The following is a 25,355-nucleotide window of genomic DNA, read 5'->3' on the forward strand; positions in this document are numbered from 1 at the left end:
GACACTCACGCGGGCTGCTCCTCGTCCACATCGACGATGGCGGTGCAGCCGTCGCCGCCGAGTTCCATCCGGTCCAGCACCTCTTCCAAGAGGCCGCGCGCTTCGGCCGGAGTCAAGGCGGTGAGGTCGAAGCCGAGGCGGTAGGCGAGCCCGTCCGCACTCTGGAAGGAGCGCAGGTCGAACTCGTTGATGGCGTAGCGCGTCAAGGGCAGGTTGGCCCACGGCGAGACCTTGATGAGGCCGAGGTCCAATGTTTCCCCCTTGCCTTGCCGCTGCAGCGTCGAGGTGGTGGCGCCACGGGCGAAGCGGTCGGGGCTGTGCATGCCGCTCTGGTACAAAGCGAGGTAGGAGCCGGCGGCGATCACCTCGTCGTGCACCGCCCCGTCCAGCGCCGCATATTCAAACGGCACGTAGGGCATGGCCCGGTTGAGCTGGTCGGCGACGCTGCCCGCCAGCGGCTCCAGCCGCGGCATCGCCCGCGCCGGCACCCGGAGCAGGGCCGAGCCGGCGACCCAGGTGATGAAGCCGTTGAGCCGCCGGTCCGTGCGCATGGCGGCGGGCACGTTCAGCATCACGTCGTCCACCCCGCCCAGCGCCGCCACCGACTGGCCGACCGCCGCGATGAGCAGCGCCGTCTCGGTGACGCCGGCCGCCCGCGCGCGGGCCTGGAGCCGCTGCTGCCCGTCGGCGCTGAGGAAGGCGTACATCTCGCCCGCCGGCCCGCCCTGGGTGAGGTCGAAGTTCGGAGCGAGGCCCTTGGCCCGGCGCCCGAAGTTGGGCACCGGCGGCGGGTCCACCGCATAGAGGCTGCGCAGATAGGCGTCGCGCTCGGCCATGAAGGCCGGATCGGTCGCCCGCTCGAACGTGTTCACATAGGTCGCGACGTCCATCTCCGGCGGCGGCAGCGGGATGCCGAGGAAGGCCTGGAACAACTCTTCCACGAACAGGCCGAGGGACCAGCCGTCGAACACCGTGTGGTGCCCGTGCGCCACCACCACGTCGCCCTCCGGCCCGCAGCGCAGGACGGTGATGCGATAGGGCGGATTGGTGAAGGGGTCCATGGCGTCGCCGATCAGCTCGACGACGCGGGCCTCCATCTGCGCCTCGGTGGCGTCGGGCATGTCCTCCACCACCAGCGAGGGCTCGCCCGGGGGCAGGATGAAGACGCGCGGGCGGCCGTCGTCGCCGACGACGAAGCGCGAGCGCAGCGCCTCCTGCCGCTCCTCCACCAGCTTGAGCGCGCGGCGCAGGCGCTCGATGTCCATACGCGGGGAAATGCGGAAGGCGCGGTTCACCGTCCAGGCCGCGCGGCAGGCATGGCCGGTCTCGGGCTTCAGGAAGGAGCGCAGCAGCAGCCCCTGCTTGAGGGAGAGCGGCACCTCCCGCTCGCCGCTCACATGCGCCGGGGCGGATGTCGCCGCCACCGGCTCGGGCGCCGCCGCAGCCGTGCGGCGCAGGGCCTCGGCGGGGGCATGCCATTGGGCATCGCAGACGCTTGCGGGGCTGCCGCCGAGCGCCTCCAGCGTCGTGGCGAAGGCATCGAGGAAAGGCCGCGCGGCCCCCGCGTCGAAGGCCGCCGTATCTACGGCGAGGACGAGGCGCACGCCGTCTCCCTCCGCCATCGCATCGAGCCGCAGTTCGTTGAACGGATCGGCCAGTGCGGCCAGCGGATCGGCGACGCCCAGCGCGGCGAGCGCCGGGGCGGAGGCGGCATCCACATAGGAGAAGCCCAGTTGCCGGAGCGCCGCCCCGGCCGCATTGAGCTTGCCGCCGAGGGTCGCCTCCAGCGCCGCCGTGTCGATGGCGCGGTGATCGCGCGCCATGGCGAGCCGCTGGCGGGTGCGGCGCACCAGCCGGTCGGCTTCGCACAGCCGGTCCAGCAGCAGCGGCACGGAGGTGGCGACCGGGCCGATCAGCCCGCCGTGCCGCGCCGGATCGTGGCACTCGATGGCGAGCCCAGTCACGCCATGCCGGGTGGCAAGGGTGCGTGCGAGGGCCGACACCAGCAGCGCCTCCTGCTCGGCCGCCGGAAGGGCACCGAAGCCGGGCATGGCGAGGCGGGCGGCGAGGCGCCCCACCGGGCCGCGATTGATGCCGAAGCCGGCCGGCGCCAGCGCCAGCGAGCGCACGCCGGTCTTCAGCGCGGGCGGCACGGCGCGCAGCACTTCCTTCCAGAAGGCGAGATGGCGCCCCTGCTCCGCCGAGCCATCGGCCGGGCGCCCCTCCGCCGCGAAGGCGGTGAAGGGCGCACCGGGCGCGGGCGCCGTTTCCACCGCCGAAAGCAAGGCGGCGAGCGCAAGATGGGGCGAGAGCGCATCGGCCGCCGCGCGATGGGCGCGGGCGTGGAGCGTCAGCGCGCCATCATCGCCCTTGGAGACGCCGAACCGCCACAGCGGCCCCGGCTGCGTCACCGGCGCGAGGGCGCCGGCGGAAGCGACCCATTCAAGGTCCGGCGCACCGTTGAGCACGATGGCGCCGGTCTCGGTGGCGGTGAGGCGCAAAGCATCCTGCGCCGCCGCGAGGTCCGCCAGCGCCTGCGCCAGCTGTTCAAAGGCGAGGCCGGCCGGGACGGCGCGGGAGGCCGCCACCTCAAGCGCGCCGCGCACGGCCTGCGTGGTCATGGGCCGGGTGGCGAGGGCGATGAGCCCTTCCTGCCGCACCAGTGGGCGGAAGGCGAGCGGGCCGGCGCTTCCAGCCGCCCCTTCGCCGCCTGCCGCGAGGGCTTCCGCGCTCGCAGCGCGCGCCTTCTGCGCCGCCTCGAAGGTGGCGGCCACCACGCCGGAGAGGCCGGTGATGGTGGGCGTCTGCAGGAACTTGGCCACCGGGATGTTCACATCCACATGGGCCTCGATGCGGTTCTTCAGCTCGAAGGAGGAGAGGGAATCGAGCCCCAGCTCCGACAGCCGCCGGTCGGGCGGGATGTCGGCAGCCGCCACCTTCAGCACCTTCGCCACCTCGCCACGGATGAGATCGGCGAGCATCGCCTCCCACTGCTCGCGGCGAGCGGCGAGGAGATCGGCCTGGATGCGGGAGCGGCCGGCGGAGCGCTGCGCCAGCAGCGGCTTCACCCGGCCGGTCGCGGCGGTGCGGGCGAGCGCGCGGGCGATGGCGGACCAGTCGGCGCGGGCGAAGGCCGGGTTCTCCCCCTCCGCGCGCAGCAGCGTGCCCAACGAGGCGGCGGCCTCCGTGTCCGGCACCGGCTTCATGCCGATGCTTTCGAGATAATTGCCCAGCGCCTCGGAGCGGGCGACGAAGCCCGAGCCGGCGATGGAGCCCCACGCCACCGACGAACCGGCGACGCCCCGTCCCTTGCGGAACGAGCCCAGCGCATTGAGGAAAGCGTTGGCCGCCGTGTAGTTCGCCTGTCCGGGGCTGCCGATGACCTGCGCCAGCGAGGAGAAGCTGACGAAGAAATCCAGCGCCACGCCATGCTTTTCCACCGCGCGGTGCAGGCTCCAGCCGCCACCCACCTTGGGGCGGATGACGCGGCTGATCTGCGCCGCATCGAGTTGGGCGAGGAAGCCGTCCTCGATCACCGCCGCGCCGTGGACGATGCCCTTCAGCGGCTTGTCGGACGCGGCATGGGCGGCGATCACCGCCTCCACCGCTTCCGGATCGGTGACATCGAGGGCGAGGGGCACCACTTCGGTCCCGCGCGTCCGGATAGCTGCGATGGCCGGCGCGGAGTCTTCGTCCGGCGTGCCGTTGCGACCGGCAAGGAGCAGACGGCCAGCCCCGGCGCGGCTCAGATAGTCCGCCACCGCGACACCGAAGCCGCGCAGGCCGCCGGTGACGAGATAGCTCGCGTCCTTCGAGAGCTGCATGGGCTGGGCGAGGTCGATCTCGACCTCCACCTCCGGCTCGTCGAAGGTCAGCACCACCTTGCCGATGTGCTGCGCCTTGGCGAACAGGCGCATGGCCTCCGCCGCCCGCGACACCGGGAAGCGCGTCGCCACCAGCGGCCGGTAGGCGCCGCGCGCCACTTCCGCCTCCACCGCCCGCAGCAAGGAGGAGAGCCGCGCGGGCCGCTCGTCGGCGATGGTGGAGAGGTCGATGACGGAATAGGAGTTGTTGTAATAGAGGGACTTGAGGCCGATGGGCTTGTCCTGCGCGAGGTCGCGCTTGCCGATCTCCACGAAGCGGCCGAACGGCGCGAGGCATTCCAGCCCCTTGTCGATGCCGGCGCCCGACAGGGCGTTCAGCACCACGTCCACGCCGCGCCCGCTTGTCGCCGCGCGCACGTCCTCGGCGAATTCGAGGCTGCGCGAGTTCATCACATGGACGATGCCCAGCGCGCGCAGATGGTCGCGCTTGGCGTCCGAGCCGGCGGAGGCGAGGATGTCGGCGCCGATGTTGCGCGCCACCTGTATGGCGGCAAGGCCGACACCGCCGGTGGCGAGATGCACCAGCACCTGCTCCTCGGGGAGCAGGCGGCCGATGTCCACCAGCGAATAGTGCGCGGTCATGAAGGCGGCCGGCAGGGTGGCGGCGTCCTTCAGATCCACCGTATCCGGCACGTGCATGAGGAAGCGGGCATCGGCGGCCGCGAAGCGGCGCAGGAAGCCCTTGCCCATGCCCATCACCCGGTCGCCGGGCGAAAAGCCGGTGACGCCTTCGCCCACCATCTGGATGGTGCCGGCGAATTCGAGACCGAGATTGCGCCACCACGCGCCCGCCCCGTCCTGCTCGTCCGGCAGGATGGAGGTGGCGGCCATGATGTCGCGGAAGTTGAGGCCCACGGCCGCGACTTCCACCACCACCTCGCCCGCCTTGGGGGCCGGACAGGGGCACTCGCGCAGCACCACATTGTCGATGACGCCGGGCTGGGTCATCGTCACGGTGAAGTTGGAGCGATCCGCCCCCACGGCGATCACGCGGTGCTTCGGCGCCTGGGCGGAAAGCTCGCTCTGGCGCAGGCGGGGCACGAGGCGACCGGCGCCGCGCAGCACGATCTCCGCCTCCGCGCTCTCCTCCGCCACCGCCTGGGCCAGCGTCGCCCCGGCCGCGAAGGCTGCGGCATCCGCATCCACATGGCGGACGGCGAATTCCGGGCACTCGTTCCCGATGGTGCGGGTAAGGCCGAGCAGCGGCGCATCCGCGAGGCCGTCCGTGCTCATGGCGCCATCGCCCGGCACCCGCCGCCCGGCACGGCCGAGCACCACGAGGGTCGGCCGCAGCGGCGCGGTGCGCAGCAGGTCCAGCGCCTTGCCCACCGTGACGAGGCCGTTGGCAGCCGGCTCCACCGCCGCCAGCAGCGCCTCGGTGGAGAGCGCTTCGGCGTCGGCGAGATGCGTGCCGGCGGTGGCGGCATAGATGATGCCGGCGAGGCCCTCCGGCGCCGCGAGCATCGCCTCCACCTGCGCGGTGAAGGCATCGGCCTCCATGGCGAAGAGCGGGGCCGGGTCCATGGTCTCCACCGTGGAGCCCTGCGCCTCCAGAGCCGCGACAAGCGGGGCGGTCTCGGCGGCGTCGCCGGTCACCAGCAGCCAGCGGCCGGTGCGGACGGGGGCCGGGGTCGTGTCGGCATCGCTCTCATAGGTCTCGTCGATGACGACGGCGCCCTCGCCGGTCGCCGCCTTCAGCGCGCCCAGCGTCTTCACCTGAAGGTTCTCCACCGCCAGCAGCGGCGTGCCGTCCAGCGCGTAGACGCGGTAGATGCCGGTGTCGTCGCGCGGATCGGTGAAGAACTCGCAGATGACTTCGCTCGGCAGCGGGCCGGTCACCATCACCTTGCGGATGCCGATGGGCAGCATGAGGCGATACTTGCCGCCCACCTCTTCCATCTCCGGCAAGGGCTCGCCGGGAATCCACAGGCCCGCGTCCACGTCGTCCACGACAAGGCCGGCCTGCAGCACGGAATCGAACAGGCCGGGGAAGGCGATGAAGCCGGTGCGCTTCTCCGCCTCGGTGCTGACGATGCGCGCCACCGCATGGCGCGGCCCGGGCAGCCACAGCGCCTCCACGGCCTGGAAGGTGGGGCCGTAATCGAGGCCATGGCGGGCGGTGAGGCGGTAGAAATCCTCCCGCGTGATGGCCGGGGTGCCGGAGAGCACGACGGGGTCAAACTTCGCCTTCGGCAGCGTGAAGGCGTGCTGCCAGCCATAGGCCTCCACGCGCAGGCGCCAGTCCTCGTCCGTATCGCGCTTGAGCGAGGAAATGCGCAGGCGGCTGGTGACCGGATCGTAAGACGTGCGCAGCAGCACCACGTCGTCGGGGCCGATGGAGAGCGCCTCCATGATCTTGAAGTCGCGCAATTCCACCGGCGCGGCGCCGAACAATTCGCGCAGCGCCGCCGTCATCATCTCCACATAGCCGACGGTCGGGAACAGGCAGTCGCCGCCGGGGCGGTGATCGGCGAGATACTTGAGGCTTTTCAGCGTGATCTCATTGGTCCAGGCCGGCTCCGGCCCGCTCTCGCGCCAGCCGAGCAGCGGGTGGCGGTCGGTGTCGAAAAGGAAGTGCTTCGCCTCCAGCGGCAGCTGCACGAGGCGCTCATTGGCCCACGGGCGGCGCGGCAGGGCGAGATGCTCCGCGCGGGCAGGCGCATCGGCCTGCGCATCCTTCGCCGCCTCGGTCCAGTCGAAGGCGACGCCGTTCACATAGAGGCTCGCCATGGAGCGGGCCATGACGAGGCGGTCGTCGCCCTGCCGCTCCAGCGAGGGCACGGCCACGACGGACGCGTTGCGCTCCTGCGCGATGCCGTGGATCAGCGGCGTCACCGTGCGGTGCGGGCCAAGTTCCAGGAAGGCGTCGATGCCGAGGTCGAGGCAAAAATCGATGGCCTTCTTGTAGTTCACCGGCTGGCGCAGATTCTGCCACCAGTATTCACTGTCGAACCGCGTCTCCAGCATGGCGGTGACGGTGGAGACGATAGGGATGGACGGCGGCTTCCAGTCGATCTCGCCGAGGCCTTCGCGGAACTTCGCCTCGCAATCGTCGAGGTGGGGCGAGTGCCAGCCGAAATCCATGGTGAGGCGGCGGGCGGTGACATCCGGGAACAGCCGGCGCACCTCGGCGAGCACGGCATCCACTGGGGCTTCCATGCCGGAGATGGTCTGCGCCGTGGGGCCGTTATAGGCCGCCACCACCACGCTGCCGTCGTCCGGCAGCAAGGGCGCGAGCTGGTCATAGGTGACGCCTAGCGTCGCCATGGCGCCGCGGCGCGTGCTGCCGTGGGGGATGAGGCCGCGGTGGTAGATGATCTTGGCGCAGGTTTCGAGATCGATGCAGCCGGCGATATAGGTGGTCGCCACCTCGCCGAAGCTGTGGCCCACCAGCAGTTCAGGGGTGAGCCCGCGCTCGCGCCACATGCGATAGAGGCCGACCTGCATGGTGAAGATGGAGGCCTGCGTCACGTCCGCATCATTGATGCGGGTCTTGCCCTCGTCCTTCAGCACCTCCTCCACCACGGACCAGCCGGTCCATGGCTTCAGCACGGCGTCGAACTCCTCCACGAAGGCGCGGTAGGTGGGCTCGGTGGTCAGCAGCTTGCGGCCCATGGCCCACCATTGCCCGCCCTGCCCGGAGAAGGTGAAGGCGAGCCGGCGCGGGCGGGCACGGCCGGTGATGATGTAGGGGGCGACCGCCTCCGCCTCCTCGGCCGGCGCGTCGGCCCCGAGCGCCAGCATGCGGAGCTTGTGCGGCAGATCCTGCGCGGCGCGGTCGGCGAGGATCACGGCGCGCTCGTTGAGATGGTCGCGGCTGGTCTTCAGCACCTGCGAGAGGCTGTCATAGGAGACGCCCGAAAGCGCCCCGCCATCGTCCACCGCCTCGGCCAGTTCCTCCGCCCAGAGCGCGAGCGCCGGCTTGCCGTTGGCGGAGAGGGGAATGAAGGCGGGATCGTCGGTCGGCACCGCCCGCGCGGGCACGGCCTTCGCGGCCCGTCCGCCGCCGTGCCAGCTCTCCACCGCCACCGAGGCATTGGTGCCGCCGAAGCCGAAGGAATTGACCACGCTGAGGCGCACCCCGTCCTCGGCATCGTAGGGGGTGGGCTCCACCGGCACTTTCAGGCCGAGGGCATCGAACGGGATATTGGGGTTGGGCCGCTCGAAATTCAGGTTGGGCGGCACCACGCCATGGTGGGCGGACAGCACGATCTTGATGAGGCCGGCGATGCCAGAGGCCGATTCCAGATGGCCGAGATTGGGCTTGAAGGAACCCACCAGCACCGGCCGGTCCACCCGCCCCGCGCCGAACACGCGGCCGATGGCGCTCGCCTCGATGGGGTCGCCCACCGGCGTGCCGGTGCCGTGCGCCTCCACATAGCCCACGTCTTCCGGATCGATGCCGGTCTGCTCCAGCAAGCTGTTGAGCATGGCCGTCTGGGCCACGTCGCTGGGGGCGGTGAGGGTCGGCGTGCGGCCGTCCTGGTTCACCGTCGAGCCGCGCAGCACCGCATAGATGCGGTCGCCGTCCGCCACCGCGCGGGCGAGGGGCTTCAGCAGCACGAGGCCGCAGCCCTCGCCGCGCACGAAGCCGTCGGCGCGCGCATCGAAGGTGTAGATGGCGCCGGTCGCGGACAGCATGTTGGCGCTGGAGAAGGCGACGAAGGGGCCGGGGTCGAGCATCATGTTGACGCCGCCGGCCAAGGCCACGTCGCAGGTGCCCATGGAGAGGTGGCGGATCGCCTGGTCCACCGCCACCAGAGCCGAGGAGCAGGCGGTGTCGAGGGCAATGCTCGGGCCGTTGAGGTCGAGCCGATGGGAGATGCGGTTGGCGGCGATGGAATAGGCCGAGCCGGTGCCGGCGAAAATGTCGGTGGCGACGCGCCGGTAGCGCTGGGAATAGCTGAAGTCGGAGGTGGAGATGCCGACGAACACGCCGGTGCGCTTCTTCTGCAGCGTGCGCAGCGTGATGCCGGAATCCTCGACGGTCTCGAACGCCACCTGCAGCAGCAGCCGCTGCTGCGGGTCCATGGACATGACTTCGCGCGGGGCCATGTCGAAGAAGGCGGGATCGAAGCTGAACACGTCGCCGGTGAGGAAGCCGCCCCATTTGGAATAGGAGCGCCCGGCGCATTCGGGGTCCGCGTCGTAATAGTTGCGGTAGTTCCAGCGATCGGCCGGGATTTCCCGAATGCCGCAGCGTTTGCCAATGAGGAAGGACCAATAATCGGACCCGCCGGAGATCCCGCCGGGGAACCGGCAGCCGATGCCGACCACGGCGACCGCCAGAGGTTCGGTGGCCTGCGGTTCGGTGAGAGAGTGGGAGATGACGGTCTTCAAATCACCGTCGAGCAGATCGACACTGTCCATCGGAAGCGCCCCCTTCCGTGTGATCCCGCACCGCAAAATAGGCGCATACCAAAAATGTTGTCATCACCAATTCTTGAGATTATCGGCAAATACTTTAAAAAGGTATTATAATACGAACACTGTCTACCAGATTACCGGTCGATCCGCCTTTTTTCCGGGCAACGTGAACAAGCCGACGCGCAATACTAAAGCTTGTCCGCAGCGATATCTCCCTGCGGTTGTGCAGACGCCGAAAGGCCGCCGGCACGCAACGCGCCGGCGGCCCCTTTTGGTCGCGTGAGAGGGGTGCGGCTTCAGCCGTCCTCTTCGGCGGCGAGCAGCACCAGATCGCTCAGGGTGAAGCGGTCGAAGTCGCGCGGCTCGCCCGGCGCGAGGATGGAGGCGTCCGAATGGCGGGTCAGGGTCCACAGGGCCTCGGCCACGATGCGGCTGCCCACCGGCCCCAGATGCTTGCCCGCCGGCCCGGCCGGATCGCCCGCCTCGGCGAGGATGTAGAACCAGAGCGGCGTCGCCTCGCAGAATGGCAGGGCCGCGACGCGCTGGGCTTCCGGAAGGGCGGCGAGCAGCGTGTCGTCCCTGAGCGGCTTCAGGCCGAGATGCTGCGCCACCGCCTGCCCGCTGGGCAGCCCCAGCCGGTAGCCCCGCGACAGGTGCCGGAGCGCCGCCGCCTCCACCGTCTCCGGCGCGCCGGCCAGGATGGTGTCGAGCCGCCGGGCCCGCTGCGGCGCCTCCGCCTCCAGCGGCAGGAAGGCTTCCCAGGCGATGATGCGATCCGCCGGAAGGCCATCCGGCCCGCAGCCGGAGGGGCCGAGGGCGGCGCGGGTGGACAGCGCTGCGGCCTCCGCATCCCTCAGGTGGCGGTTGTAGTCGTAGCTCGGCCGGGCGAGGCTCGGCGCGATGGCGAAGGCCGCCGCCCAGAATTCCACCGGAATGAAGATGTCCCCCGCCCGCTCCTTCCGCCACAGACGCGGCCCCTCGCTGAGCACCTCCTCCACCACCGCCGGATCGGCGATCTTGGGCAGGAGATCGAACAGCAGCATCCATTGATAGCGCTGGCGCAGGGCGCGGCGCGCCACCTCAAAGGAGCGGCCGGTGGCCACCAGCGCATTGTGCGCCTTGAGGAAGGCGACGTGGAGCTGGCTGAGCGGCAGGCTGGAATCGTTGCGCGCGTCGCTCATGCGCGCCGCGCGGTCGCGGGCGGGATCGAGCGCGCGCGGCTGGCGCGGCAGGTCGTTGCGCGGACTCTTCCGCGGCGGCAGCGCCGGCTCGCCGAGCGGATTGCGCCACACCTCGCCCAGCAGCATGCGGCGCACGGCGGCGGGATCGCGCGGCGCGTCATAGACGGATTCGAGGTCGAGGCAGCCCGAGCGGCGGTTGAACAGGGTGGAGAAGCTGCCCACCGGTGAGAACGCGGTCGCGCCGGCGAGCTGCGTCTCCTCCACCGGACGGCGCTCCCAGACGAGATCATTGAGCACGAACTCGACCAGAAAGGCATAGGCGGCGGGAATGTCGGCATCGCCTTCGGCGCGGCGGCGCGGCGGCCGGCCGCTGGGCGCCTCGGCGCACGCGCCCATGGCGGCGGCGAGGCGGGCGAGGTCCTTCAGCGTCCGTGTCCCGGCCGGAATGCCGCAGGCAGGCGCCGCCAGCGTCGGGAACATGCGGCCGAAGCCATGGTCGCTCGGCCGCGCCCCCGCCTCGATGGCGAGGGTCCGGACGCGCGCGCTGATGGCCTCCCGGGTCGAGGGACGCTGCTCGTCGCTTCCGGTGGTCATCTCAAGGGGCCTTTCGACACGCATTCTCAGGGCACGCTCCTCTGATGCCCCCGCCCCGGGGCTCCCCCTTACGTCACCATTTCAACGGTTCGGTCAGCATCATCCGAATGGGGGATGACCGACCTTGGGACGTCTTGCAGCCTGAGGTGGTTGTGCAATGCTGCGCTCACGATCTCCCGTGGGCATCCGCCGATATCGGCAGGCATCAAGGCAGACACCAAGTCGCCGTCCGGCCCTCGCGGGGTGGGCCATGGCGGCCCATCGGATCATGGCGACGTGATGCGCCGGCCCGGCCGGACCATCGCCTCGCGGGAAATGGGACGGACATGGGCGAACTCGATCACTACTCCCGCCTCGTCGGGGACGTTTACGAACTCTCCGGCGATCCCCGGCAATGGGGCATCCTGCTGGAGGGCGTCACCCGCTTCATCGACGGCCGGGTCGGCCAGCTCGCGGTCTTCAGCCTCAAGCAGCAGACCAAGCCCACCTGGCGCGTGTGGGGCCACGACCACAACGATTACAAGACCTTCCTCTATCGCCACGCGACGGAAGACCCCCGCCTCTCCTACATCCTCTCCAATCCCGGCCGCGTCATCTGCGGCGAGGATGGCGTGGACCCCGACCAGTTCCGCGCCTCCGCGCTGTTCCGCGAGGTGGTGGAGCCCATGGACATCGAGCATTCGCTCGTCTCCTACTTCGCCCAGGAAGCCGACGTGATGGCCACCATCTGCGCCATGCGCGGGCGGGCGCAGGGGCCGTTCGGGCAAACGGAGCGGCAGAAGCTTGGCCTTGTGGTGCCGCATCTGCGGCGCGCATTCGAGCTTTACGCGCTGCTCGACGAGGCCAAGGCCAAGGTGGGTGACATCGCCGCTGCCCTCGACATCGTGGATGCCGGCATCTTCCTGGTGGATGCGGAGATGCACGTCGCCCACGTGAACCGCGCGGGCGAGACCATGGTGAAGTCCGGCGACATCGCCGTGCGGCAGGGCCGGCTCGCCTTCCGCGATGACCGCGCCTCCCGGCAGGTCGCCTCCGCCGTCGCTCTGGCTCTGGCGGCGGCGCGGGGCGAGACAAACATCACCCATGCCGAGCACATGGAAGTGCCGCGCGCCGGCGAGGATGCCGGCCCCTACCGGGTATCGCTGCATCCCCTGCCGGCCGGCGAGGGGAGTCCGCGCCTCGCCACCCGCTCGCAGATCGCGGTGGTGGTGCGCCAGCCGGGACGCGGCGGGGCCGACGTGGCCAGGCGCATCCAGACCACCTTCAAGCTCACGCCCTCCGAGGCGGCGCTGGCGGCGGCGCTGGCGGTGGGGGCCTCCCTCGCCGACTTCGCCCAGCAGCGCAACGTGGCGCTTTCCACGGCGCGCAGCCAGCTGAAGGCGCTCTACGAGAAGACCGGCACCAACCGGCAGGGCGAACTGGTCGCCCGGCTGCGCGAGAGCCTCGACCTCTCGCTGGTCTGACGGTTCATCGCGCAGGGTTGATCGCGCATCGGTTCATCGCGCATTCATGGCGCGTGACCATCATACGGCCGCGCCCGAGATGGCGCGGCCGCTCATGCGTGAGGGGTTGCAACGGGCGTTCGCCGGCAAGGGCCGGCGGCGCGGCAGGATCGAGCATATTTCCGGGGGGAAGAATGGTGGGGCGCAAGGGTCTGGTCGTCGGGGCGGGGGTCATCGTGTTCCTGGGGCTCGCCGCCCTCACCGACGCCATCATGTCGCGCAACGAGGCGCCGGCCGAGCCGGGCAAGGCACAGGCCCTCGACCAGGGCTGGTCGCCCGAGCTGCGCGAGAAATTCTATTTCACCTCCCAGGGCTCCCAGCTGATGCCCTACGCCATGCTGCGGGCGCTGGAGCAGCCGCTGTCCGACAAGCTGTTCCTCGATCCCGCCCATGTGGCGGAGATGGGCTTCCTGCCCGCGGACGGACCTTCGGCGCTCAATCCGGACGGCCTGCCCATCGGCTTCGTGAAGGACCCGCGCCCCGCGCCGGGCGCGCTCGGCCCCATGGTGGGGCTCACCTGCGCCGCCTGCCATACCGCCGACATCGAGGCGAAGAACGGCGCGCTCATCCGCATCGACGGCGGCGCCTCGCAGGGCGACTACCAGCTCCTGATGGCGCGCCTCAGCAAGGCGCTCGACATCACCCTTGCCGATCCCGCCAAGTTCCAGCGCTTCGCTGCGCGGCTCGTGGCCATGGACCCGAAGGCCGTGCGCCCGGCACTCGAAGCCCTCGCCACCGAAATCCGGCGTCTTGAGGCGGCCTCCTGGACCCCCGTGCCCTACGGCCGCGGGCGGCTCGACGCCTTCGGCCACATCCTGAACGCAGTGTCCGCCACCGCCCTCAACGAGCCCGCCAACTACCGCATCCCCGACGCGCCGGTGAGCTACCCCTTCCTGTGGACCACGCCGCAGCAGCGCTACGTGCAGTGGAACGGCGTCGCCGGAAACCCGCTCGGCCGCAACCTCGGCGAGGTGCTGGGCGTGTTCGGCCATGCGGACTTCGCCAACGGCAACCTCGCCGCCGCCAGCTCGACAGCCTTGTCCGAAAACCTGGTCGCGCTCGAAGCCTGGGTCTCGGGCCTGAAGCCGCCGCCGTGGCCGGAGAAGGCGCTGGGCAAGGTGGATGCCGCCAAGGCGAAGCGCGGCGCCGAGCTATTCAAGGCCAATTGCGCCGGCTGCCACGGCGGTCCCGATTATCGCCTCACCCCCGCCGCCGAGACCGAGGGCGGACGGCAGTGGCTGGCCGTGTCCATGGTGGACGTCGCCACCGTGAAGACCGACCCGAAGATGGCGATGAACTTCATCACCCGCTACGCCAAGCCCGGTCCCTTCACCCAATTGCCGCCGACCACGCCGCGCCTGCCGGACGGACAGGTTCTCGCCGGCTCCCTGCTGCTGGCGGCGGTGAGCACCATCACCGAGAACGATTTGCGCGCCCGCGGCATCACCGGCGATGCGCGCAAGGCCGCCTATGGCTGGCGCTTCGCCCCCGGCAGCAACACCCCGCAATCGGGCTGGCTGCTGCCGCCGAGCTACAAGGCCGGCCCGCTCGCCGGCGTGTGGGCGACGGGGCCGTTCCTGCACAACGGCTCGGTGCCCACCATCTACGACCTGCTCTCCCCCGAGGAGGAGCGGCCGGCGGTGTTCTACGTGGGCTCGAAGCGGCTCGACACCGAGAAGCTCGGTTTCGTGTCCTCATACGACTCGATCCCCGAGGCCGAGCGCGCCCGCGTGTCCCGCTTCGATACCAGCCTGCCCGGCAATTCCAACCGCGGCCACGCCTTCCCCGCCAGCGCGACGCTTTCGCCCGAGGATCGCTACGCCATCATCGAATATCTCAAGGTCCTGGAGGGCCCCGATGTCCGTCCCTGAGGCCGCGGCGCGCGTGCGCCCCTACACGCCCTATCTCGACAAGCTCGCCGCCGTCCGCCCCGCAGAGCGCTGGCCGCTGGCGCGGGGCTGGATCGCCAGCGAGCCGCGCCCCTTCTTCGCGGAACTGCGCGCCCACGCGCCGGTCTACGAGACCAGCGAGGTGACGCTCGTCGCCAAGCGCGCGGACGTGATCGAGATCCTGTCCGTGCCGAAGGTGTTCACCGTCGATCTCTACAAGCCCAAGATGGGCGACTTCATGCTCGCCATGGACGAGACGGTGGTGAACTACCGCGACAAGTCCGTGATGCGCGCAATCCTCGCCTGGGACGATTTGCCGAAGATCCGCGCCACCGTGGCCGAGGTGGCCGACGAGGCGCTGAATGCTGCGGGCAGTGAGATCGAGGCGGTGCAGAAGCTGGCGCGGCTCGTGCCCCTGCGCATCGTGCAGCGCGTCTTCGGCATCAAGGGCCCGGACGCCGACCTGCTCGACTGGTCCTATGCCAACCAGATGGACCAGTTCAACAATTTGCCCTACGACGACCGCCCGGACGCCGACGCCATCCACCAGGCGGCGGAGGACAGCCGGGTGAAGCTGCGCGCGCTGTTCGCCGCCCTCATCCCAGCGCGCATCGCCGAGATCAAGGCCGGCACCGCGCCGGACGACAGCCTCACCCGCATCCTGAGCCTCAACCTGCCGGCGGCGGACCATTTCGGCATGGACCGGGTGGTCATCAACATCGGCGGCCTGCTCATCGGCGCCATCGAGACCACCGCGGAAGCCGCCATCAACGCTTTGGCCGAACTCTTCGCTCGGCCGGAAGTGCTCAGCGATGCGCGGGCCGCGGCCAAGGCGGGAGACGATGCGGTGTTCGACGGCTATGTGTGGGAGGCGCTGCGCTTCTCGCCCATCGTCGCCTTCATGTTCCGCGAGGCGGCGGCCACCTACACCCTCGCCAAGGGCACGGCGCGGGAGAAGGTGCTGGGCGCGGGCACGGTGGTGCTGCCGCTCAGCCTCTCCGCCATGTTCGATCCCGATTTCGTGCCGGAGCCGGACGCCTTCAGGCCGGACCGGCCCTTCCACACCTACCTGCATTTCGGCTACGGGCACCACGAATGCCTCGGCCGCTATGTGGGCGGCACCATGATCCCCGAGATCGTGAAGCGCGTGCTGCTGCGCCCCGCCGCCCGCCCGCTGGCGCCGGTGGACATGGCGGGCACGCCCTTTCCCCAGACCTATCGCATCGGGCTGACCTAAGGGCCTATAGTCGGGGGCATGGCTCCTGTCCCCGACGTCCCTCCCGCGCTCTGCCAGCCCGCGCCCGCCGCGAAGCCTGCGGCAAAGCCTGCCGCAAAGCCCTCGGGCAAGGGGGAAGAAGCGCGGCAGGCGGCGGTGGCGAAATTCGGCGAGACGCTGTTCTATCGGGCGGGCGACGACCTCTTCGCCTTCCCCGCGCGCTATGCCCTCGCGCCACCGGAGCTTGGCCTCATCGGCTGCATCATCCGCAGCCGGGAATCCGCATTCGCCTTCCCCCTCTCGGACATGGCCGCCGCCATGGCGGCCCATGCGGCAACGCCCGGCGTCGCGCCTCCCCGTGCCGAGGGACCTCCGGCCGGAGATGATCCCACGATCCGGGTTACCGCCTTCTACCTCGGCCCCCACCCCGATTTCGCCGGCATGACCAAGACCATCGCCACCGTGCGCCGGGAGGATAAGCGGCAGGGCTTCCTCAACGATCTGGAGCGGTTTCCGGCGGCGGGGGGTGATTATCTGGTGCGCATCTCGGAGGATCGCGGCGTGCTCGCCCGCCTGCCGGCGACCCCGGACGCCGCCGACGCCCGCGCGCAGCTCTGGTTCCAGACGCCCGTCTGGTCCGCCGCCGTGGAGGTGCCGGCAAGCGCCCTGCCCCGCTGGGACACCATCCACGCCGCCATCGACGCCTTCGTGGCGCAGCATCTGGTGAAGGGCTATTTCAAGCGCTAGAGCGCGATCCGAGCGGATTGAATCAATCCGCTCGGTGAATCGCCCTCTTACTCCAAGAAAGAGAACGCGTGATCCGATCTGATTGCGATGCAATCAGATCGGCGCGTGCTCTAGCGCCACCCGATACCAGCCACCAGCGCAACAAAGTTTTGATTCCCGCGCCCGTTCCCGGTAAGCCTCGCCGGCTGGAGGGCGCGCCGGAAACCTGCGATGCGGGCGGATCGGCCCGCGCTCTCCGTCCCTGAGTTGGAGGGGCGTTTCATCCGGCGGACGGACTTCATCCGCCAGGGCGTCGCGCTCCAGATGCGCGAACGCCAATGACACACAACGACGCTCCCCTCTCCGACGCTCCGATCTCCAGCGCTCCCCTGTCCCTGGCCGATCTGCGGTCCGAGATCGACCGCATCGACGCGGCCATGCACCAGTTGCTCATGGAGCGCAGCGAGATCATCGACCGCCTCGTGCAGGTGAAGCACACGCAGGGCACCGAGGGCGGCTCCGCCTTCCGCCCCGCCCGCGAGGCGGACATGATGCGCCGGCTGGTGGAGCGCCATCACGGCCTGCTGCCGCTCGACACGGTGGAGAGCATCTGGCGCGTCATCATCGCCACGTTCACGTACGTCCAGGCGCCCTATTCCGTGCATGCCGACCTGTCCGGCGGCGAGGCGCCCATGCGCGACAGCGCGCGCTTCCACTTCGGCTTCACCGTGCCCTTCCTGCCCCACATGGGCGCGCGCGGCGTGATCGATGCGGTGGCCGGCTCGCGCGGCGATCTCGGCCTGCTCGCCGCCGCCCCCTCCCCCTCGGCCGCCGATCCCTGGTGGACGGCGCTGGAGGCGGAAGGCGCGCCCAAGATCATCGCCCGCCTGCCCTTCGTGGAGCGCGACGACCATCCCGCCGGCCTGCCGGTGTTCGTGGTCTCCCACCCCATCGCCGATGCCGCCGTGCGCGAGGTCCGCGTCTATTCGCTGCGCGTAACGGGATGGAGCGCGGCCGCGGGCCGTGCCATACCCGCCTTCGCCGAGGTGGTGGTGGCGCCGGACGAAGCCCTCGATGGCGCCGCTTTGCTGGTGTCCCTGCCCCCCGGCCACACCGTGGACGAGGTGACGGGCCCCCTCACTGACGCGGGCGCGGGCATCCGCGCCGTCGCCGAGGTGGGCAGCCACGCCGCCACCCACAAGGTGGAGCGCGTCTCCGCCCGGCCGTGAAGAAAGATCGTCTGGAGTCACCTGAGATGTCCGCCGTGCTGAACAACCCCCTCCCCACCGGCCGGCCCGAGCCGAAGCCGGGCGTGCTCGCCATCGAGGCCTATGTGCCCGGCAAGAGCCACGCGCCGGGGGTGGAGAAGGTGTTCAAGCTCTCCTCCAACGAGACCCCCCTCGGCCCGAGCGAGAAGGCCCTCGCCGCCTTCGCCGAGGCCGGCCGCCGGCTGGAGGACTATCCCGACGGCTCCGCCAGCGCGCTGCGCCAGGCCATCGCCAAGGCCAACGGGCTCGACCCCGACCGCATCATCTGCGGCGCCGGCTCCGACGAGATCCTGAACCTCGTGACCCACACCTATGTGGCGGCGGGGGACGAGGTGATCTATTCGGAGCACGGCTTCCTCGTTTACAAGATCGCGACGCTAGCCGCCGGCGGTGTGCCGGTGGTGGCCAAGGAGCGCGACCTCACCGCCGACGTGGACGCGATGCTCGCGCTGGTGACGCCGAAGACGCGCCTCGTCTTCCTCGCCAACCCGAACAACCCCACCGGCACCTACCTGCCGTTCGACGAGGTGAAGCGCCTGCACGCGGGCCTGCCCTCCAACGTGCTCCTCGTGCTGGACGCGGCCTATGCCGAATATGTCCGCCGCAACGATTACGAGACGGGGCTGGAGCTGGCGCTCTCGACCGAGAACGTGCTCATGACCCGCACCTTCTCCAAGATCCACGGCCTCGCCGCGCTGCGCATCGGCTGGGCGGTGGGTCCGGCCCATGTCATCGACGCCATGAACCGTATCCGCGGGCCGTTCAACATGAACACCCCGGCGCTCTTGGCCGGCGCGGCGGCCATCGCCGATGCGGCACACGTGGAAAAGGCCGTGGCGCACAATGCGCAGTGGCTGCCCTGGCTCACCGGCAAGATCGAGGCGCTGGGGCTTCAGGTGACGCCGTCCGTCGCCAACTTCCTGCTCATCCACTTCCCGGAAGAGCCCGGCCGCACGGCGAAGGAGGCGGACGCCTTCCTCACGCGCCGGGGCCTCGTTCTGCGGCAGGTGGCGAGCTACGGCCTGCCCAACGCCTTGCGCATGACGGTGGGCACCGAGGAGGCCAACGAGCTGGTGGTCGCCGCGCTCGCGGAGTTCATGGCCGGCGGAGCGGCGGGGACCACCAAGGGGCCCGCCAAGTGATCCAGCCCCTCGTGCCGCGCCTCGCCATCATCGGCGCGGGTCTCATCGGCTCGTCCCTCGCCCGCGCCGCGCGGGAGAAGCACCTCGCCGGCACCCTCGTGGTCGCCGACGCCGATCCCGCCGTGTGCGACCGCGTGCGGCAGCTCGGCTTCGCCGACGTGGTGACGCAGGATGCGGGCGAAGCCGCCGAAGGCGCCGACATCGTGGTCGTCGCGGTGCCGGTCGGCGCTTCGGGGAAGGTCGCCGAGGTGGTGGGGGCGCGCCTCAAGGCCGGCGCCATCCTTTCGGACGTGGGATCGGTGAAGGGCTTCGTGGTGGAGGCCATGGCCCCCCATGTGCCGGCGCACGCCCATCTCATCCCCGCCCATCCGGTGGCTGGTACCGAATTTTCCGGCCCCGACGCGGGTTTCGCCACGCTGTTCGAGAACCGCTGGTGCATCGTCACGCCGCCCGAGGGCGCGGACCCGGCGGCGGTGGAGCGCATCGTCACCCTGTGGCGGGCGGCGGGGGCGAATGTGGAGACCATGAGCGCCCAGCACCATGATCTGGTGCTCGCCATCACCAGCCACGTGCCGCACCTCATCGCCTACAACATCGTGGGCACGGCGGCGCATCTGGAGGAGACGCTGACCTCCGAGGTCATCAAGTTCTCGGCCGGCGGCTTCCGCGACTTCACCCGCATCGCGTCGTCCGACCCCACCATGTGGCGCGACGTGTTCCTGACCAACCGGGAAGCGGTGCTGGAGATGCTCGGCCGCTTCACCGAGGATCTCACCGCCCTCCAGCGGGCCATCCGCTATGGCGACGGGGACGCGCTGTTCGAGCACTTCGCCCGCACCCGCGCCATCCGCCGCTCCATCATCGAGCAGGGCCAGGAGACCGCCGCCCCCGACTTCGGCCGCCGCGCGGCGGAAAAGCCGAAGCACGAGGACAGCTGACCCTCGGTTTAGGGGCCGGGAAAAGATGACGCACGGAATATGACGCCGGGGATATGACGCACAGTCAGCTTCCGTCACACCCGCGTGTCATCTTCGCGTGTCATGGGCGCTGTAGCAGCGGCGTCACCATTCCGCCGAAGTCTCGCGCGACCTGAGAAGGGTTCGCCCCGACACAAGGAAGTAGATTCGGATGCTGGCGCGCCTGCTGCCCGTCGTCATGCTGCTCGCCGCGGCGCTCCTGCCGGGGGCGGCTGAGGCGCATCCCCACGTCTGGGTGACCATGAAGACCGAGGTGGTCTACGGCGCCGACGGCAAGCTCACCGCGCTCAAGCAGGCCTGGACCTTCGATGACGCCTTCACCGCCTTCGCCTTGCAGGGGCTGGAAAAGCAGAAGGACGGCACCTATGGCGACGACGTGCTGAAGCCGCTCGCCGAGGTGAATGTGACGTCCCTGAAGGAATATGACTATTTCGTCCGGGGAAAGACCGCCACCGGCAAGCTCGCCTTCAAGGACCCGGTGGATTATTACCTCACCTACGAGAACGAGCTGCTGACCCTGCACTTCACCCTGCCGCTGGCGAAGCCCATCGCGGTGAAGGGGGCGGCCACCATCGAGATCTACGACCCCACCGTGTTCGTCTCCTTCTCCTTCGCCGACAAGGACCCCGTGACCATGGTCGCGGCGCCGGCCGGCTGCACGCAAGAAGTCACCTCGCCGGAGCCGCCGCCCAGCGCGACCCTCAACGAAGCCTTCTTCGCCGGCCTCACCTCGGGCAGCACCTACGGCGCCCAGTTCGCGGACAAGATCACGGTGAAGTGCCCGTGAGCGCATCCACCGCGGCGGTCCCCGGGCGGATGCGCCGGGCGGGTCTGATCGCCCTCGGCCTTGGCGCGGCGCTGCTGTTCGCGCTGCTTGTCGCGCTGGTGCTCTATCCCGATCTCGCCTTCGCGCAGGGGTTCGGCCCACCCGGTGGCGGCGGACCGAAGGCGACGCCCTTCGGCCTCGGCGGCGGCGGCGCGCCGCCCTCCGGGATCACCGGCTTCATCCTCGCCAAGCAGTCGGAATTCTACCGCGCGCTGGTGGGGGCGGTGCGCGCCGCCAAAAAGGATGGCAATGCCACCTTCCTCCTCGCCGGCCTGTCCTTCGCCTACGGCGTCTTCCATGCCGCCGGTCCCGGACACGGCAAGGCGGTGATCTCCTCCTATCTCCTCGCCGATGGCGGCACGCTGCGCCGGGGCGCCGTGCTGTCGCTGGCCGCCGGCATGGTGCAGGCGGTGGCGGCCATCCTCTTCGTCGGCATCCTCGCTTTGCTGCTGGGCGCGACCGCCGTTTCCATGGCGCAGGCCATGACGGTGGTGGAGGTCGCGGCCTATGGCGGTATCGGCCTGTTCGGGCTCTATCTCGCGATCGTGAAGGGCCGCGCCCTCGTTGCTGCGGCGCGGGGCGACGTGGGCCACATCCACGCTGCCGATTGCGATTGCGGCGACAGCCACGCGCCCGATCCTGCCCTTCTGGCGGGGCAAGGCGGATGGAAGCGCGCCGCCGTCGCGGTGGTGTCGGCCGGGGCGCGGCCGTGCTCGGGCGCCATACTGGTGCTGACCTTCGCCTTGTCGCAGGGCGTGTTCCTGAGCGGCGTCGCCGCCGCCTTCGCCATGGGCCTCGGCACCGCCGCCACCGTGACGGCCATTGCCGCCATCGCCGTCTACGGCAAACGGCTCGCCGTGCGCATCGCCGGGCGGGACACCAAGTGGTCCACCATGGCCCGGCTGGGGGTGGAACTGGGGGCGGCTCTGCTGGTGATGCTGTTCGGTTTCGGCCTGCTCACCGGATATCTCGAAAGCGAGCGCCTGCTGCCGGGCTGAATGCCGCAACGCAGCCAATTTCAGGTGCGATGCACCAAAATGCGTCACGCCCAGCTTTTCGGCAATTTCGTTTCGCTTTGAATTGAAACAACGAAATTGCCGGGTGCGACACTCCGTGCCAGCCTGAAGGTCGAACGGGGCACGTGATTTCCGCGTGACTCCCTGCCCTGGCCGGCCCCGCTGGAGGCGTCGCGATGGCTCTGAAGCCTGTTTCGCTCGACGACAAATATGACCTGTCCCAGGAGCGCGTGTTCGTATCGGGCACGCAGGCTCTGGTCCGCCTCGCCTTGATGCAGAAGGAGCGCGACCGGCGCGCCGGCCTCAACACGGCCGGCTATGTCACCGGCTATCGCGGCTCCCCCCTCGGCGGGCTCGACCAGCAGTTCCTGCGCGCCGAGAAGGTGCTGAAGGCCAACGACATCAAGTTCATGTCCGGCCTCAACGAGGATCTCGCCGCCACCGCTCTGTGGGGCTCCCAGCAGGCGGAGCTGCGGGGCGAAGGCAAGTTCGATGGCGTGTTCGGCCTCTGGTACGGCAAGGGTCCGGGCGTCGACCGCTCCGGCGACGTGTTCCGCCACGCCAACAATGCCGGCACCTCCCGCCACGGCGGCGTGCTCGCCCTCATGGGCGATGACCACACCTGCGAAAGCTCCACCACCGCCCACCAGAGCGAGTTCCATTTCGTCGATGTGATGATCCCGGTGCTGAACCCCGCCGGCGTGCAGGAGATCATCGATTACGGCCTCTATGGCTGGGCGCTGTCGCGCTTTTCCGGCACCTGGGTCGGCCTCAAGGCGGTGAAGGACACTATCGAGTCAACCGGCATCGTGGACGGGCGGCTGGACCGCGTGCGCATCGAGCCGGCGCTCGGCTTCGCCATGCCGCCCGGCGGCCTCAACATCCGCCTCGGCGACACGCCGATCGCGCAGGAGGAGCGGCTTCAGGAATTCAAGCGGGACGCCGTGCTGCACTTCCTGCGGGCCAACCGCCTCAACCGCTTCATCACCTCCGGCGGCGCCCGCCCCCGCATCGGCATCGCCACCGTGGGCAAGTCGTATCTCGACGTGCGCCTCGCGCTGGATGAGCTCGGCATCGACGAGGTGCGCGCCAACGATCTCGGCCTGCGCATCTGGAAGGTGGCCTGCCCCTGGCCGCTGGAGACGCAGGGCCTCTACGAGTTCGCCAAGGGCCTCGACCTCATCATGGTGGTGGAGGAGAAGCGCTCCCTCATCGAGGTGCAGGTCCGCGAGGAACTGTACGGCACCGCCAACCAGCCCGTCTGCATCGGCAAGAAGGACGAGCAGGGCCGCTGGATGTTCCCGGTGAAGGGCGCACTGGACCCCAACGACATCGCCATCCAGCTCGGCCGCCGGCTCCTCGCCTATGGCGACATCCCCGACATCGCCGCCCGCGTGGCGGAGCTGGAGGAGGCGCAGCGGGTGCTCGCCGCCACCTCGGACGTGGCGACGCGCATCCCCTATTTCTGCTCCGGCTGCCCGCACAATTCATCCACCAAGGTGCCCGAGGGCATGCGCGCCTATGCCGGCATCGGCTGCCACTACATGGTGCAGTGGATGGACCGGGAGACCACCGGCTTCACCCAGATGGGCGGCGAGGGCGCCAACTGGATCGGCGAAGCCTCCTTCTCCAAGCGCAACCATGTGTTCCAGAACCTCGGCGACGGCACCTACAACCATTCGGGCTATCTCGCCCTGCGCGCCGCCTGCGCCGCCAAGGTCAACGTCACCTACAAGATCCTCTTCAACGATGCGGTCGCCATGACCGGCGGGCAGAAGCACGACGGCGACCTCACCGTGCCGGTCATCGCCCGGCAGGTGGCGGCGGAAGGGGTGGAGCGGGTCGTCGTCGTCACCGACGAGCCGGGCAAGTATCCCGCGGGCACCCTCTGGCCGGCCGGCCTCACCATCCACCACCGCGACGAGCTGGATGCCGTGCAGCGCGAGCTGGCGGCGGTGCCGGGCGTCACGGTGATGATCTACGACCAGACCTGCGCCTCGGAGAAGCGCCGGCGCAGGAAGCGCGGCCAGTTCCCCGACCCGGACAAGCGCGTGCTTATCAATGAGCGCGTCTGTGAGGGCTGCGGCGATTGCGGGGTGAAATCCAACTGCGTCTCCGTGCAACCGCTGGAGACCGAGTGGGGCCGCAAGCGCGAGATCGACCAGTCGTCCTGCAACAAGGACTTCTCCTGCGTGAAAGGCTTCTGTCCCTCCTTCGTCACGGTCCACGGGGCGAAGCCGAAGAAGAGTGCCGGCGCGGCCGGCGGGGCTGACGCTTGGCCCGAATTGCCGGAGCCGGCGCATCCCGAGATCCACGGCACCTATGGCGTCATCGCCACCGGGGTGGGCGGCACCGGCGTCGTCACCATCGGCGCCATCCTCGGCATGGCGGCGCATCTGGAAGGCAAGGCCTGCGGCATGATCGACATGGCCGGCCTCGCCCAGAAGGGTGGCGCCGTCTACAGCCACATCCGCCTCGCCAGCGATCCCGCCGACATCACCGCCATCCGCGTGCCGGCGCGCGGCGCGGACGTGGTGCTGGGCGGCGACCTCGTGGTGGCCGGCACCAAGAAGGTGCTGGCGGCGGTGAAGCCGGGCAAGACCATCGTCGTCGTCAACACCCACGAGGTGCTGCCCGGCGACTTCACCCGCAACGCCGACTATTCGCTGCCCACCGAGCGCATCAAGCGCACCATCCGGGAGGCGGCGGGCGAACCGCAGACCCACTTCATCGAGGCGAGCCGCCTCGCCCAGGCCCTGTTCGGCAACGCCCTGGCGCAGAACATCTTCATGGTCGGCTATGCCTACCAGTTTGGCGCCTTGCCCCTCTCGGCCGCCGCCATCGAGCGGGCCATCGAGCTGAACGGGGAAGCGGTGGCCATGAACAAGGCCGCCTTCCTCTGGGGCCGCCGCGCCGCCCATGATCCGGCCGCCGTGGAGGCCATCGCCACGCCGAAGGGCACCGTCTCCAGCGATGCGCGCCGGCTGTCCCAGAGCCTCGACGAGGTGATCGCCCGGCGCGTCGCCGACCTCACCCTCTATCAGAACGCCGCCTACGCGGCCCGCTACACCGCTCTGGTGGACAAGGTGCGCGCCGCCGAGCAGTCGAAAGCGCCCGGACGTGGAGGGCTCGCCGAGGCGGTGGCGAAGAATCTCTACAAGCTCATGGCCTACAAGGACGAATACGAGGTCGCCCGGCTCTATGCCGACGGCGCCTTCCGTGCCCAGGCGGACGCGGCCTTCGACGGCGATCTGCGTTTCGAGTTCCACCTCGCCCCACCGCTCCTCGCCCGCCCCAATCCGACGACGGGGGAGCCGCGCAAGATCACCCTCGGGCCGTGGATGATGAAGGGCTTCTCTTTGCTGGCGAAGATTAAGGGCCTGCGCGGCACCGCGCTGGACGTGTTCGGCTACACGGAAGAACGCCGCACCGAGCGGGCGCTGATCGCGGACTATGAGCGCACGGTGGGCGAGCTGATCGCGAAGCTCGATCCCGCCAACCACGCGCTCGCGGTGGCCATCGCCTCCGTCCCGGAGAAGATCCGCGGCTTCGGTCCTGTGAAGGTGCGGCACCTGGAAGCCGCAAAGGCCGAGGAGAAGGACCTCCTCGCCCGCTTCCGCAACCCGCCGGCGCCGACGGCGGTGGCGGCGGAGTAGGAGGTCTCCGGCGCCATAGAGGGCACTCGTCCCGTCGTCCTCCGGCTTGACCGGAGGACCCATGGCACCGCGTGTGCCGGCGACTGATGCCTGCTCCGGCAGAAAGATGGG

The 25,355-nt window shown here is 70.0% G+C and carries 12 protein-coding genes; 10 read left to right on the top strand and 2 right to left on the bottom strand.

The genetic code is table 11. The annotated features are described in order from the left end of the window. Positions 1–5: 5 nt before the first annotated feature. The gene (locus ACT54R_RS21915; RefSeq protein WP_476330014.1) at positions 6–9,254 is read right to left on the bottom strand and encodes an SDR family NAD(P)-dependent oxidoreductase; all 9,249 of its coding nucleotides are present in this window, start codon (positions 9,252–9,254) and stop codon (positions 6–8) included. A gap of 293 nt (positions 9,255–9,547) precedes the next feature. Beyond that, complete coding sequence (locus tag ACT54R_RS21920) at positions 9,548–11,026, bottom strand: peroxidase family protein (protein ID WP_476330017.1); 1,479 nt, start codon at positions 11,024–11,026, stop codon at positions 9,548–9,550. Positions 11,027–11,352: 326 nt separating this feature from the next. On the opposite strand from ACT54R_RS21920, the gene ACT54R_RS21925 reads away from it, so the two are divergent. The 10 genes from ACT54R_RS21925 (at position 11,353) to ACT54R_RS21970 (ending at position 25,244) form a co-directional block, all read left to right on the top strand. Then, the gene (locus ACT54R_RS21925; protein ID WP_476330020.1) at positions 11,353–12,489 is read left to right on the top strand and encodes a helix-turn-helix transcriptional regulator; all 1,137 of its coding nucleotides are present in this window, start codon (positions 11,353–11,355) and stop codon (positions 12,487–12,489) included. A 173-nt stretch (positions 12,490–12,662) separates the two neighbouring features. Then, the gene (locus ACT54R_RS21930) at positions 12,663–14,399 is read left to right on the top strand and encodes a di-heme-cytochrome C peroxidase (RefSeq protein WP_476330023.1); all 1,737 of its coding nucleotides are present in this window, start codon (positions 12,663–12,665) and stop codon (positions 14,397–14,399) included. Then, positions 14,386–15,654, top strand: a complete 1,269-nt coding sequence (locus ACT54R_RS21935; protein ID WP_476330026.1) for a cytochrome P450 — start codon at positions 14,386–14,388, stop codon at positions 15,652–15,654. The genes ACT54R_RS21930 and ACT54R_RS21935 overlap by 14 nt, the downstream gene beginning before the upstream one ends. 18 nt (positions 15,655–15,672) lie before the next feature. Further along, a complete protein-coding gene (locus ACT54R_RS21940) occupies positions 15,673–16,380 on the top strand; it encodes a hypothetical protein (protein WP_476330029.1) in 708 nt (235 codons plus the stop codon). 317 nt (positions 16,381–16,697) lie between these two features. Continuing rightward, positions 16,698–17,588 carry a chorismate mutase gene (locus ACT54R_RS21945; protein WP_476330032.1) on the top strand — a complete coding sequence of 297 codons (891 nt, stop codon included), beginning with the start codon at positions 16,698–16,700 and terminating at the stop codon, positions 17,586–17,588. Positions 17,589–17,614: 26 nt separating this feature from the next. Continuing rightward, on the top strand, positions 17,615–18,769 hold the full coding sequence (hisC, locus tag ACT54R_RS21950) for a histidinol-phosphate transaminase (RefSeq protein ID WP_476330035.1): 1,155 nt from the start codon (positions 17,615–17,617) through the stop codon (positions 18,767–18,769). Next, positions 18,766–19,707: a prephenate/arogenate dehydrogenase family protein gene (locus ACT54R_RS21955; protein WP_476330038.1), complete on the top strand. Its 942-nt coding sequence runs from the start codon at positions 18,766–18,768 to the stop codon at positions 19,705–19,707. The genes hisC and ACT54R_RS21955 overlap by 4 nt, the downstream gene beginning before the upstream one ends. A 190-nt stretch (positions 19,708–19,897) precedes the next feature. Next, positions 19,898–20,533: a DUF1007 family protein gene (locus tag ACT54R_RS21960; RefSeq protein WP_476330041.1), complete on the top strand. Its 636-nt coding sequence runs from the start codon at positions 19,898–19,900 to the stop codon at positions 20,531–20,533. After that, positions 20,530–21,570, top strand: a complete 1,041-nt coding sequence (locus ACT54R_RS21965; protein WP_476330044.1) for a nickel/cobalt transporter — start codon at positions 20,530–20,532, stop codon at positions 21,568–21,570. Before ACT54R_RS21960 ends, ACT54R_RS21965 begins: the two co-directional genes overlap by 4 nt. Before the next feature lie 194 nt (positions 21,571–21,764). Beyond that, entirely contained in the window at positions 21,765–25,244 is a 3,480-nt protein-coding gene (locus ACT54R_RS21970; protein ID WP_476330047.1) for an indolepyruvate ferredoxin oxidoreductase family protein, read from the top strand. Positions 25,245–25,355 lie beyond the last annotated feature (111 nt).

Source organism: Xanthobacter sp. DMC47 (assembly GCF_056313845.1).